Below are 12,685 nucleotides of genomic sequence, written 5' to 3' on the forward strand. Positions count from 1 at the left end.
CGATTTTGACGTATGTTTCCAATGAGAGTATCGGATGTCAACCAAATCCATTTCGCGCAGAGTAGATTTCAGAGAGAAGCCCGAGAAGAGCTGCGCTCCTTTGGCATCCCAGCACAAGACTAGAACGTCAGCTGCTTTGGGCCAGGAAGAAAAGCTGATTCAAAGCAAGCTTGAACGCATTCGTTTGGGGGGGGACATCCGGTACATGGACATGTTTGCTGGATGTGGAGGTATCTCCCTGGGCTTTCTCACCGCGGGATTCAGGCCGGTGGCATCTATCGAAATGGATCCTTGGGCTGCGCGTTCCCATGGTGCAAATTTCGGGGCGCATTCGTTAGGTGGAGATAGGTCTGCTCATCACGCCCCCCGTGATGCGGTAACGGAAACCGCGGATAGCGTCTTTGCTGAACTTGGTTTGCGTGGGTCAACTGATGATCAGATCGACGTGCTAGTTGGTGGGCCTCCATGTCAAGCATTTGCTCGTGTCGGACGAGCAAAGCTTCGCGAGCAGGCAAGGCTCCGCGAGGAAGTAACTGCTGACCAAGCATTCCTTGTGGATGGACGAGTGAGTCTGTGGGAACGATACGTCGCGTTCATTCGCGCCACGAAGCCTGTGGCTCTCTTGATGGAAAATGTACCCGACATTCTCAATCATGGAGGTACAAATGTTGCAGAGCTCGTCTCAAAGAGTCTTGCTGAGGAGGGCTATGACGTTGCCTATACGCTGTTGAACTCTGCTTGGTATGGCGTACCTCAAATGCGGGAAAGGATGATCCTTATTGGCTTTCACCGGTCTACGGGTATCAAGCCACGGTTTCCGGTGCCTACGCATCATTTGGTTTTGCCTCCGGGCTACACCGGTTCCAAGAATGCTGCTCGTCGCGTGCTAAAGGCCGAAGGCTCTGAGTATCACCGCTGGATCCCGGACCCTGCTCCTGATTCGCCTATTGCCACTCCAACGTCGCATGCACTCGCGGATCTTCCTCCCTTGTACGCTCGGGAGATGTTGCAAAGCGGGGCAATTCGTCGTGGGGTGAAAGATCCATCGGAACCCGTCGAATACACCGCAAGGAAGCCGACGACGGCGTACTCGAGGCTGATGAGGGAATGGTACGGTTTCGCTACTCAATCAACCACGGGGCACGTCTTTCGATATTTGCCAAGGGATTACAAAATTTTTGCTGAGATTCAGCCCGGGTGGGAATATCCCCAAGTTCATGCGTATGTCGAGAAGAAGATATCGACTTGGCTGGCTGCTCGAGAGCGCAACGGACTGTCCATAAATCCTCGGAATGCAGATGTCCGGGATTTCATCGCCGCTTGGCACATCCCTTACGATCCTGCTAAGTTTCCAAATAAATGGTGGAAACTCCGGCCTGACACCCCCTCGCGCACCCTCATGGCACACCTCGGCAAGGACTCTTACTCTCATATCCACTTTGACTCTGAGCAGGCAAGGACCATCACCATTCGGGAGGCCGCACGGTTGCAGTCTTTCCCTGACGGATTTGTATTTAAGGGCTCAATGAATCCCGCCTTCAAGCAGATTGGTAATGCGGTGCCGCCGCTCTTCGCTTATGCCATCGCACGTGGAATTCGCAATTCACTGGGGGCGCCGGAAACGGTTGATATGCGCTTGGCGCTGCTTGGCCTGAAGCCGTCGCAGATTAAGACCACGGAGGGCAAGAAGTGAACTTCTTAGTTCTTCGTTTGCTAACCAAGTCCGAATTGGGCATGTTTCATGAGTACCGCCGACAGGGGAAGGAGCGAGCGAAGCAGCGTGCTATCAATTTCGATCGCGGCGTCGTCGATAGAATTTTTCCTTCGGCAAATGACTCTGCGATTATTGCAATTAGTTGTCGTAGGCTTGAGGACGAACGTGCTGTTGTTGACGTTGCTTCTCGGCTCAAGCGGCAGGGGAAGAACTGGAGATTGGAAGGTGACTGCCCGACGAGTTCGTACTACGGCTTTGTTCACCCAGGTGCTCTCTTTGCGATGAGTATTAATGCTTCGACGACCCCTGCGAAAGCATCGTGGGTCGTTATTGCAGCTGATCACCCCGCTCATGCCAAGATTCTAGGTCATGGGGAGAGCGCGCGATTGGGGCGGTCGGCAATGATTTCGCTGTACGGCGACGAAGGCGCTCATAGTCGAAGTGTACTAGCAACGAGCTTTCCGCAACTATTTGATGGGGATCTTGAAATGTCGAAAACCTCGGAGCTGACGCAGATCAACGGTGTCCAAGAGGAGGAAGTCGCACCTGACCCACTTGGTCTCTTCAACATTCTTGCCCGTGCGGGTCACGGGCTTCCTAGTGCGGTAGCTGATCTTGTGGACAATAGTCTTTCGCATGGTGCCCGCGAGATCATCATCACTTTCCCGAATCCGAATATGGATGGCAGATGGATGTGTGTTCGTGATGACGGTGTCGGAATGACTCCTTCGGGTTTGCGCGATGCAATGAAGATAGGGCATCAGCGTAACTATGACGATGGCGATCTAGGTAAGTTTGGTTACGGTTTGAAGGGTGCTGCATGGTCCCAGGCCGACAGCTTGACGGTGGTTTCAAAGGTAGCTAAAGGTGAGCTTGGGACACTCACTTGGGATAAGGATCATCTTGCGAGCACGCGGCGCTGGGCGTTGCTAAATGAAGCCGTATCTCCCGTGCATGCATCCTCTGTGCAGATTGGTGAGTCGGGTACGGCTGTTTTGCTCACAAAGATGCGTCCCACCTTAGTGCAAACAAAAGGCGGGGCTAGTTCGCCCTATGCACAGGAGCTCGCATCGATCAAATCTCACCTTGAGCTCGTCTTTCATCGGTTTCTTGAAGGCAAGGTCCCTGGGCGCGAGAAGGTTGTTATCAAGTTGAACGATGAAGTTCTGCGTGCGAATAATCCTATGGGGCATCCTTTGTGTACAGAGTACGATCAGCATCGGATCGTCCTTGATAGCGACGAGCAAGATCGAGTTCCGGCGCTTTATGTGCGCGCATACGTTACCCCAAATGAGTCAGAGTTCGATGGGTACGTCAAAGACCTAGAGCCAACGCAGCAACGTGTCGAACGGGAACGCCACACTCTGAATGGTCGTGCCAACGACGCTCAGGGCTTGTACTTCTACCGTTTGCATCGCCTCATAAAATGGGGTGGCTGGGAGGACATTTTCGCTAAGGATGAGCACACGAAGCTAATTCGAGTCGCCATCGACTTCGATAGAATGGCAGATGAACTGTTGCAGGTCGATATTAGCAAGCAGCTTATACGTTTGCCCTTTGCCATCCGCAAACCTCTTGAAGATGTGATTAAGGCGCCTCGTGCGGCAGCGCGTGTCAGATATAACAAGAAGGAAAAGTCCGTTCCTTCGTCGTCGCCGGTGGACGTGCAAGGTTCGACCGCAGATAGACGTTCTTCTGTTGGGATTGGGGTGCAGCCTGCGCAGCCGGCTGCTAACGGAGGCAGGGGCGTCACTTCCTCAGCGGCGAATAACGTCAAGACTTCCGTGCGAGTTGTAAACAGTGGTGCGAGGGCATGGCAACGCAAAACCGGATTCAACGGCGAGGAGGTTGAGGTTACCCAGTTGATGCCGGAATTGGTTGAGCTTGTGCGGCACATCGATAGGAATTCCGAGGCCAAAGCGGCGCTCTCGGAGTTTCTGCGTGTCTTGGAGAGTGTCGGCGTCCCTGAACTTTTGATTAGTAGAGATTGATGATGGTCAGGTCGCTGCAGCCGCTGGCCTTGAGGCCGAGACTTTCCCTGTGGACAGATGGAGTTGTCTGGACGAACTGGTCTAGGCACGAGGCATATTTGAGATCTCAGCCCAAGTGGAAGTCGCATCAGGTTGATTCTGTTGCAGAAGAATCTCTGCGAATTATCTCGAAAACTACGCCTATAAGTCGGCCGGAATTTCAATGCAGGGGTCTAGTCGTTGGCTATGTTCAGTCTGGCAAGACGGCAAATTTCACTGCCGTGGCTGCGCGGGCGGCGGACGTGGGTTATCGCCTTATCATCGTTCTCTCGGGAATCCACGATTCGCTGCGAAACCAGACTCAGCGCCGATTGAACTTGGAGCTCGCCGGTACAGGTGTGGATTGGATCGTTCTGACGGATGAGGGTGGCGACTTCCGTGAGCCGCCAGTTGCGGATGGGTTTTCTTCAACAGGTACTGTCTTAGTTGTTGCAAAGAAGATTGCGCCAATTCTGAGGAGGCTTAATCAGTGGTTCCAAAAGCTCGAAGGTCGGTTAGTTGATGTTCCGGTTTTACTGATTGATGACGAAGCAGATCAAGCTTCTATCAATACGCGGGGCAATCGTCTAGATCCGAGTATCGAAAAAAAGGCAGTTTCGCTTGATGACGACACCGCACCGTCAGTAACCAATGCGCTCATTCGCGAAATTCTTGGAAGAATACCTCGCGCAACATATATAGGTTATACGGCAACGCCATTTGCGAATATTCTTATCGATCCTGGCGCTAATGACAGTCAAGCTGGCGAAGATCTCTTTCCGAAGGATTTTGTAGTACAGCTCCCGAGGCCCGAGGGCTATACGGGGACGGAAGAACTTTTTGGTGTAAGTGCCCAAGGGAGGGATGTTATTCGTCCGGTAGGATCAGGTGACGTGGATGCGTTGAAGTCAAAGCCTCGCAGAAGAAGCGAAGCGATCGTCGCTAAGGGGGCGCTTGATCTGCCCAGGTCGCTGGCTGATGCTCTTCTGACATTCGCGCTCGTTGGCGCTATCAGGCTCTTGCGGGGGCAGTCCGACAAGCCACACACAATGCTGGTACATGTATCGCAGTTTCAGCAGGATCAGCTGCGTATCGGTACGGCGATTGAAGATCAAATTCGCGGCTGGTTTCATCATGAGGATGCTGAGCCCGGTGTGCTAGGGGATATTTTCCGTGCTGTACTCAGTTCGCTCGGGGCTGTCGAATTGCCGCGTACTGAGGAAGTAGTCATCGAGGCAGCAGTGACTAATCTTGCTCGCTTGAAGGTTGTTGTGTTGAACAGCACGACGGGTGGTGAGCTCGAATACGACACGCATCCAGGGCGGCAACTCGTGGCAGTTGGGGGTAATCGCCTGTCGCGAGGTTTGACACTCGAAGGTCTAACTATCGCTTACTTTCTTCGAACTACGACGCTGGCCGATGCCCTGCTTCAGATGGCTCGTTGGTATGGTTTTCGTGCAGGGTATGAAGACCTGATTCGCATCTGGACCACCGAAGGAATTGCGCAATGGTTCGTAGAGCTCGCGCTGGTTGAGGAGTCCCTTAGGGATTCAATCACTGCCCTAAATAGGGCCGGGCGTCGACCTGATCAAATGGCGATTCGTATGCGCGCTCACTCGAAGCTTCTCCTCACCAGCAAAAGCAAAAGTAAGATGCTGACGGATGATGCGCGCTCATGGTCTGGAGAGAACCCGCAGACGATCTTGTATCCGTTGCGCAACAAGGAGCTGCTGCAGCGCAATGTCGATTTGGCCTCTCAGCTGTTGAGGCAGCACCCACCTACGCAGAATGCTTACGGAGGAGCTCTCGCGCACGACGTTCCTGCAAAGGATGTCGCGCATTTTCTGCGCCTCTATGAAGGGCATCCGGGTAGTGTTGCATTTCAGGGGGGCGAATTAGCTGACTGGATCCTGGAGCGGGCCGAGTCGGGCGAGCTGATGAACTGGACAGTGTTCGTTGCAGATCCGCAGCGAGAAGAGAACGTGATTATCGGTGGAAAAGCTTTTGGCCTAGTGAGGCGCTCTCTGCAATCTCAGGAGTCAATCGGAATTCTGATTGACCCGCGGCATGAAGGTGTTGATCTGCGTGGAGGGCCTGAGAACTATCGGACGGTCTCCGGTTACAGTGCTAGGTCTATGCGCGAGGACCGCCCTGCTCAGCAAGGGTTACTTCTGCTCTACTTTCTTGATCCTGAGCCGCTGCGGGCGGCGGCGCAAGCCGTGCTGGGCGTGGCCCTCTCCTTGCCCCGAACTGTTGATGCCAATCAGCGGTTCGTCATGAATCGGGCATTCCTCCATGACTGAGATCACTCAAGAGCGCTGGGCATTGCTTCGGGAGCAACGGCCTCAGTACGAAGACATTTACGAGCAGGTGGTCGATGACTATATGGCTGCTCTAATCGGCATATCTAGTGATGGACGACTCCATTTGCTCATTGCGGTCGATGCTCCGCCACTAAGTTTACCTCCGGACCTGCAGAGCCTTCAGGTTCGCGTGGTGGAGGGGGATGAGGTCTGGATAGACGTCTCTGCTCGCAGCCATCATGAGGAACTACTAACGCTGGTTGCTAGTAGAATTTTGTATTCTGTTCGAACCGAAGGTCGCGATCCGGCGATATCTGTCGAACGAGTTATCGACGAGATGCGTTCAGCTTTGCGCCCAGTTACACCTGATCTTAGCGTGGCGGAGCAGATAGGATTGTTTGGCGAGCTATGGGTGTTATCGAATGTGTTAATTCCATCCATCGGTACAAGGATATGTCACCTCTGGAGTGGTCCGGAGAGCGAGTGGCATGATTTTGTCGGAGAACGGATTCATATCGAAGTTAAAACAACGACGAAATCAGAGCCGAGACATGAGATTACCCGACTTGATCAGTTGAGAGCTCCCAATGGCAAGCGCCTTCTGTTTATTAGTGTCCTTCTTGAGAGAAGCTTAGGTGGCCAGGAAACGCTCGCGGATCGTGTCGATGAAATACGGGAAAAGCTAGGGTTTGATGGGCAAGCACTCGACGCTTTTGAGGCGCGTCTCGCCAAAATCGGTTGGCATGAGGGTCTTCGGCAAACGGGTGCCCTCTTGAGATTTACATTCCGCAATGTCCACGTCTTTGAGGTCGCCGGAACGTTTCCTCGGATGCCAGATGACTATATGCCGCCGCTAGGGGTCTGTGGTGTTAAATACAGCATAAATGTTGGTAGCTTGCCGTCTCTTGATGTGCGAGAAGTTAAGGAACTCCTTGATCTAGTTTGAAGCGGAAGTCACTTTTGCCAAATGGAATGCACATTTGTCGGTCCGCGATGAATCTCGATTGATGCGGGACAAAAATGGATGGCAGAGTTGGTTTGCACTTCTTGAGCGCCTTGCGGGAGGCATCCGACATGGTATCTCGGCCTAACGTAAGAGCCCCCGAAGTCGGCAAATTGCTAGTCCAGCTTCGCCCTGCAGCCCCGTAACCCCAACCGAATTCGGTACGATACGCGCGGGGACAACGCGGTGCCGGGGGATCAGCGGCAGCGTTGCGAGTTCTTATTTGGCATCCGTCGTTCCACATGGGGTGGACCAGCGCGCCTTTGCCTGCCTTTTTGTCGAACACCCAATGATCGCCACCCTCCTAGTCGGCATGCTCTGCGTTTACCTGCTGAGCTTCACCGTGATGTTCCTGCTCATCAGTCGTCGCCTGCAGGACGAGAAGATGGGCATGGACGTGTTCGGCGTGGGCAACCTGATGCTCGGCGGGGCCTATGTGCTGCAGCTGATGGAGGGTGCGCCGGGCTGGAGCTGGCTGAGTATGGTCAACCACACGCTCACGCTGTGCTCGCTGCTGGCGTATTGCGTGGGCGGGGCGCGGTTCTTTGGCCGCTCCACGCCGCTGGCGATGCCCTTGCTGTACCTGGCCGTGGGCTACAGCCTGCTGCAGATCCTGGTGAACTGGACGCTCGGCCCGGTGGCGCGCTACGTGCTGCTGGCCGGCACCTGTGCGGTGTCCTTCGTCGGCATGGTGGCGGTGCTGCTGTACGGTGTGCGCAGCTTCGCCAAGGACCTGCGCGGTGAGGTGCTGCTGTTTGCTGGTTTGATCAGCGGCATCTGCGTGCTGAACGTCATCAAGCTCAGCAAGCTGCTGTCCGGCGGTTTCGAGGCGCTGAGCATGGACGGCCAGTTCTCGATGATCTTCTATGTCTACATGTGCTCGCTGGCGACCATCCTGCCGCCATCGATCGTCTGGCTGGTGCTGCGCCGCCTGACCGACAGGCTGCGTGGCATGGCCGCTCGTGATCCGCTTACCCAGTTGCTCAACCGGCGTGGTTTGAGCACGGCGCTGGATGTCTATTTCCGGCACCCGGGCACTTCGGCACGCTTGCTGTTGGTTGATGTGGACCACTTCAAGAACATCAACGATACCTACGGCCATCAAGTGGGTGATGCCGTGCTCTGTGGCGTTGCGGACGCCTTGCGCGCCTCGGTCCGCAAGGATGACCTCGTCTGCCGGCTGGGGGGCGAGGAGTTCGCGGCGATCTGCGTCGGTGCCGATGACGCCTCGGCCCTGCGTGTGGCCGAGCGTGTGCGCAGCAGCATCGAGCAGAAGGTGATGCTGCACGACGCGCGCTATGAAGGCTTGCGTTGCACGGTAACCATTGGTGTCTCAGATGGCTTCGCCAGTGCGGCCAGCCTGAGCCAGGCCATGCAACAAGCCGATGCGGCCCTATATCGCGGCAAACACACCGGCCGCAACCGCGTGGAGCAAAACCGGGGTCAGAGTCGAGTTAACGCGGCGCTGGATACGGTGCACTAGCTGGCTGCATCGGGCGCTGGGCTCGCTGCCGTTTGCTTTCTGGGCCTTCCACTTTTGCCGGGTATCAAACTGCGGCCAATCTGGGCTTCTATGGCGGCGCGGAAGCGGTCGTTGCCCATCGGTTGTTGACGGTGTAGGTGGTCGCGGAAGTCGCTGGCATCGTCGCTGGGTTGCCTGACCAGGTTGCGGTACGCGGCTTGACGTTGTGCGTCGGTGACGCCCAGCTGTCGATAGCAGGCGTGCATTTTTATGACCGGGTCTGGCGCACCAAGGGCATTGTGCCGGTAGCTGGACCATGTGTAATCGTCAGGAATTGCAACCATCCCCGCGCGTACAGGGTTCAGCTCGATATAGCGGTAGCAGCGCAGGAGATGTGCGTCATTGGCGATCAGGTGGGATCTGTAGCGGCCCTCCCATAGTGTGCCGGTACGTCCGTAAGCGTCATTGATATAGCGGACGTAGCGGCGGCCGAGTGACTGCATTACCCGGCTTACCGCACCTGCTCGGGTCGGGGTTATCAACAGGTGTAAGTGGTTGGTCATCAGTACGTAGGCATGCAGGCTGCTTTCGTGGGCGATGATCAGCTCGCGTAGGTCCTGCAGGTAGCGCACGCGGTCAATCTCGCGGAAGAAGCACGGTTGCCGATCGTTGCCGCGCTGTATGACGTGTTGGGTTACCTCTGCCAGATCAATCCTGGGGTGCCGTGCCATATGCGGTGCTCATGTTGGGCTGCGGATCACCCTAGTGCTGCTGGCGCATACCTTCGATCCGGGGAGTAGGGCGGGTTGTGTAAGAACCTGACTCTGACTCTGGTTCTGAACACGCGAATGGCTACGGAAGTGCATCCTCCCAAAGGGTGCCGGTTCTGGATGGAACTTCGCGCCCCGCACTTGTGCAACGCTGAACGGGTAATGGAAGATCCGTTCGACGTCTCTCAACCAAGGAAGGGATCGAGCATGCATAGACTGCTATTGCTTGCACTTCTGATGGCGCCGGCCAGCGCTATTTGCAGTCAACCAAAGGGGCTATATCAGAACGCCGTCATTTCCCTTGATGGTGGCAGCCTGTGCTTGCGCGCCAATGACGTGGAGGAGTTGGAGGGCCGCGCATCTGTAGTGACCAACGTAAGCATCTATCGTCAAGGCGCGGGTGGCTCGCACCTTCTCTGGCAGCAGGGCTTTCCGCCGAGCAAGGGGCCCCCTCCCGCCATTACGCCGAACAGGTGTCTTGATGGTCTTGGAAGCACGGGAGATCCCTTGCCAGATCTGTTGCCGGGAACACGATATCTGGTTGATGTTGCTGCGTTCATCGTTGCGTCCGACGGTGAAGCGGTGCGCCGATGGTATAGCGGAAATTTCTGCGTAGTGCGCGGAGCGACAGGGTTGGAGAGCCGGCAGATTGTGTTTGACCGTCGCCGGAAAGTTTGGCCATGGGATATCTGCGGCATTTAGATGTGTGCGGCGGCAGCGCTGTTGACGAAAACTGGGTGCCGGCGCTTCCGGGGGTGGGGCGCAAGATGGTGATTCGCGTATCAAGAACCTGACTCTGACCCCGGTTTTGCTCTAACATGCCGGCACCAGCCAGCCATTCCCGTTCGACAACGGCGCAGCGAGCCAGGACACCCTTCGTGCCCTATCAAGGAAGCTCGCAATGTTGAAATCCCCCCTGTTCCGTTCCGCTGCGCTCGCGCTGGCGGTCTCTCTTGCGGTAGTTGCGCCGGCTGCTTCGGCGACGTCGCCGGTTGCAGGCAGCAGCAGCGCTGCCGCCTCTGTGCAGCGCCAGGCCGTCGCCAAGGGCCTGTATGAGCTGGCTTACAGTCCCTCGCAGAACGCTGTTTTCGTCGCTTCTTCCGGTGGCTTTGGCGATGACGCCGACCCGGCCCAGGTGCTGCGCCTGGATCCCACTACGCTTGCCGTGCAGCAGCGCATTCCGCTGGAGCGCAAGGGCTTCGGTGTGGTGCTGGATGACGCAAACAATCGCCTCTACGTTGGCAACACCGTCGATTCCTCGGTGACCGTGGTCGATACCGCGCAGAACAAGGCCATCGGCACCGTGCAGCTGATGGAGAAGGTCACCGGCAAGGACGGCAAGTCCTATTACAGCCACGACCTGCGCGAGCTGGTGGTGGATGCGCCCAACCATCGCCTGTATGTCACCGGCCACTCGCAGGAAGGTAGCGTGTTGTTCGTGGTCGATACGCAGTCCTTGCTGCTGATCGACACCATTGAAGGGCTGGGCAAGGCCAAGGCGCCGGGTCTGGCGCTGGATGCGGCCGGCAAGCGCGTCTACACCAGCAATCTGCTCGGTGAGGTGGTCACCGTTGGCACCGACAGTGGCAAGGTCGAGCAGCGCTTCCAGGTCAGTGCCGAGCAGCCGATGAACATCGCGCTTGATCCTGCCGGCAAGCGCTTGTTCGTCACCGACCAGGGGCTGGAGATGATCCGCAAGTATCAGGGCAGCAGCATCGAAGGCTTCGTCTCGCGCCATCCGGGCAAGCGGGTGCTGGTACTGGATCGCAGCAGTGGTGCTGAGCTTGCCAGCATCCCCACCGATGCGGGCCCGCTCGGCATCCTGTTGGATGCACCGCGCAAGCGCCTGTACGTGACCAATCGCGAAGCCGGCAGCGTCACCGCCTACGACAGCGACAACTACCAGCAGGTGGCCAGCTGGTCGGTGCCCACGCATCCGAACAGTCTGGCGCTGGATGCGAAGAACAACGTGCTCTACGTCAGCATCAAGAATGGCGAAGGCGACCCCAAGGGTGCCGAGGAAAGCATCGCCCGCATTGATCTGGGCAGCTGAAGAAACGTCAGCAGCTTGAGTACTGAGTGGCCAAGGCCAGCAGAGATGCTGCCTTGGCCCTCAACCTTTGTATGGCCAGCGCGGTTCTCGCGCATAGGGCAGGGCCAAAATTTTGACGCCGCGATGTGGTCGAATCGCTGTCTGCAACGTGTATACGCTGCGGATTGCCGTCTATAGAATTCCGCCCGGGGAACACATCTCGCTCCTGCCGCGCGTGCCGTGGCACAGCGCCGCCTGTCCGCTCCACCCATCATCCTTGTCGAAATGGAAGTCGCGTAAATGCAGATTCGTTTGTTGCCGCTGGCGTTGCTGGCGTTTGCCTGTGTAGAGGCCGACGCCGTAGAAGACGCGGCGCCGCAGGAACCCACCGTGGCCGTTGAGCGCCCGGCGCGCATCCGTCTGTTCGGCCAGAACGGCGTTGGCTTGACGATGTATACCAATGCGCTCTGCGAGAAGCAGTACGACGAGGAGATCGAGGCGTCGGGTTCGATCGGGCATTACTTCAAGGCGATGGTCCGCAAGAAGCCGGAGAACATCTCCATCGGCATGCCGGAGACCGATGACACCCGCAACCTGGCCACACGCGACAAGCTGTGGGCCAGCCCGTACTACTCCGAGCACCCCTTGGTGCCGGGCCAGCCGGTGCGTCTGCAGGCGAATATCGCCAACGGCTCGGGGTGGACCTGCAACCGCGGGCGCGGCATCGAGATCAGTTTTGTCCCCGAGCCCGGTAAGGACTACGAGGGCGACATGATCCGTGACTTCGAAGGGGGTCACTGCGGTATTGCGCTGCGTCAGGTTGCGGCCGACGGCACGGTAACGCCTCTCGTCGGTCGACTGATGCCGCCGAAGTGTCCAGCCGAGTCTGCCCCCGTTCCATCGCTGATGGTGATGATGATGGATGCGGACAATCTGCAGTACCGGCTCGCCGAGGAAGGCGCCGGCATCGATGAACTGGACAACGATGAGGATAGCGTCGAGGACCTGGAGGAGATGATCTCCGAGGCGCCGCTGGCGGGCGGAATGCCGCTCTGCATCGTCACCAGTGGTGATGCCGACGCCAGCGAGTTCGGCAAGAAACTGCCTGCCTTGTTGGAAAAGCGCGGCGTGCAGTCGCAGGTGGTGCGTGTGGATGGCAAGGCGCTTGCAGCGGAGTGGGGTCTGACCGAGCAGCGGCCGCTGAACTTTGCCTTGGCCGAACACTATTGCCGCTCGGTTACCCGCCGGAACTGATCCCGCGGGTGTAAGCGGATGAACGGCGGGGGCATGCAGGCAAGCACGCCTGTGAGCCGTTCCTCTTCGGTGTGGCAGAAGCCTGCCTTGCCTTCCAGGCCGGGGCGGCATTGCCCCTCCGCCTTGGGCGTCTTGTTC

At 57.1% G+C, this 12,685-nt stretch carries 9 protein-coding genes; 8 read left to right on the forward strand and 1 reads right to left on the reverse strand.

Annotated elements, in window-relative coordinates:
• The first annotated feature begins 34 nt into the window (after window positions 1-34).
• The 5 genes from ACVOLQ_RS04915 to ACVOLQ_RS04935 all read left to right on the forward strand — a co-directional run bounded on the left by ACVOLQ_RS04915 (window position 35) and on the right by ACVOLQ_RS04935 (window position 8,512).
• Window positions 35-1,693: a DNA cytosine methyltransferase gene (locus tag ACVOLQ_RS04915; RefSeq protein ID WP_481527286.1), complete on the forward strand. Its 1,659-nt coding sequence runs from the start codon at window positions 35-37 to the stop codon at window positions 1,691-1,693.
• Window positions 1,690-3,705 carry an ATP-binding protein gene (locus ACVOLQ_RS04920; RefSeq protein ID WP_481527287.1) on the forward strand — a complete coding sequence of 672 codons (2,016 nt, stop codon included), beginning with the start codon at window positions 1,690-1,692 and terminating at the stop codon, window positions 3,703-3,705. Before ACVOLQ_RS04915 ends, ACVOLQ_RS04920 begins: the two co-directional genes overlap by 4 nt.
• Window positions 3,706-3,986: 281 nt before the next feature.
• The gene (locus ACVOLQ_RS04925; RefSeq protein ID WP_303748748.1) at window positions 3,987-6,026 is read left to right on the forward strand and encodes a Z1 domain-containing protein; all 2,040 of its coding nucleotides are present in this window, start codon (window positions 3,987-3,989) and stop codon (window positions 6,024-6,026) included.
• Window positions 6,019-6,972, forward strand: coding sequence for a PD-(D/E)XK motif protein (locus ACVOLQ_RS04930; RefSeq protein ID WP_481527288.1), 954 nt, complete (start codon window positions 6,019-6,021; stop codon window positions 6,970-6,972). Before ACVOLQ_RS04925 ends, ACVOLQ_RS04930 begins: the two co-directional genes overlap by 8 nt.
• A gap of 346 nt (window positions 6,973-7,318) precedes the next feature.
• Entirely contained in the window at window positions 7,319-8,512 is a 1,194-nt protein-coding gene (locus ACVOLQ_RS04935; RefSeq protein WP_481527289.1) for a GGDEF domain-containing protein, read from the forward strand.
• Here the strand turns inward: ACVOLQ_RS04935 and ACVOLQ_RS04940 are convergent.
• On the reverse strand, window positions 8,509-9,222 hold the full coding sequence (locus tag ACVOLQ_RS04940) for a transposase (RefSeq protein ID WP_481527290.1): 714 nt from the start codon (window positions 9,220-9,222) through the stop codon (window positions 8,509-8,511). The two genes, ACVOLQ_RS04935 and ACVOLQ_RS04940, sit on opposite strands and share 4 nt — an antisense overlap.
• A gap of 201 nt (window positions 9,223-9,423) precedes the next feature.
• Between ACVOLQ_RS04940 and ACVOLQ_RS04945 the strand changes: the two genes are divergently transcribed.
• The 3 genes from ACVOLQ_RS04945 (at window position 9,424) to ACVOLQ_RS04955 (ending at window position 12,547) form a co-directional block, all read left to right on the forward strand.
• On the forward strand, window positions 9,424-9,963 hold the full coding sequence (locus tag ACVOLQ_RS04945) for a hypothetical protein (RefSeq protein WP_481527291.1): 540 nt from the start codon (window positions 9,424-9,426) through the stop codon (window positions 9,961-9,963).
• A 199-nt stretch (window positions 9,964-10,162) separates the two neighbouring features.
• Window positions 10,163-11,314 (forward strand): YncE family protein, encoded by a 1,152-nt coding sequence (locus ACVOLQ_RS04950; RefSeq protein WP_481527292.1) that lies wholly within the window; start codon window positions 10,163-10,165, stop codon window positions 11,312-11,314.
• Window positions 11,315-11,593: 279 nt separating this feature from the next.
• The gene (locus tag ACVOLQ_RS04955; protein WP_481527293.1) at window positions 11,594-12,547 is read left to right on the forward strand and encodes a hypothetical protein; all 954 of its coding nucleotides are present in this window, start codon (window positions 11,594-11,596) and stop codon (window positions 12,545-12,547) included.
• Window positions 12,548-12,685 lie beyond the last annotated feature (138 nt).

This window comes from Stenotrophomonas sp. STEN031, assembly GCF_056759975.1.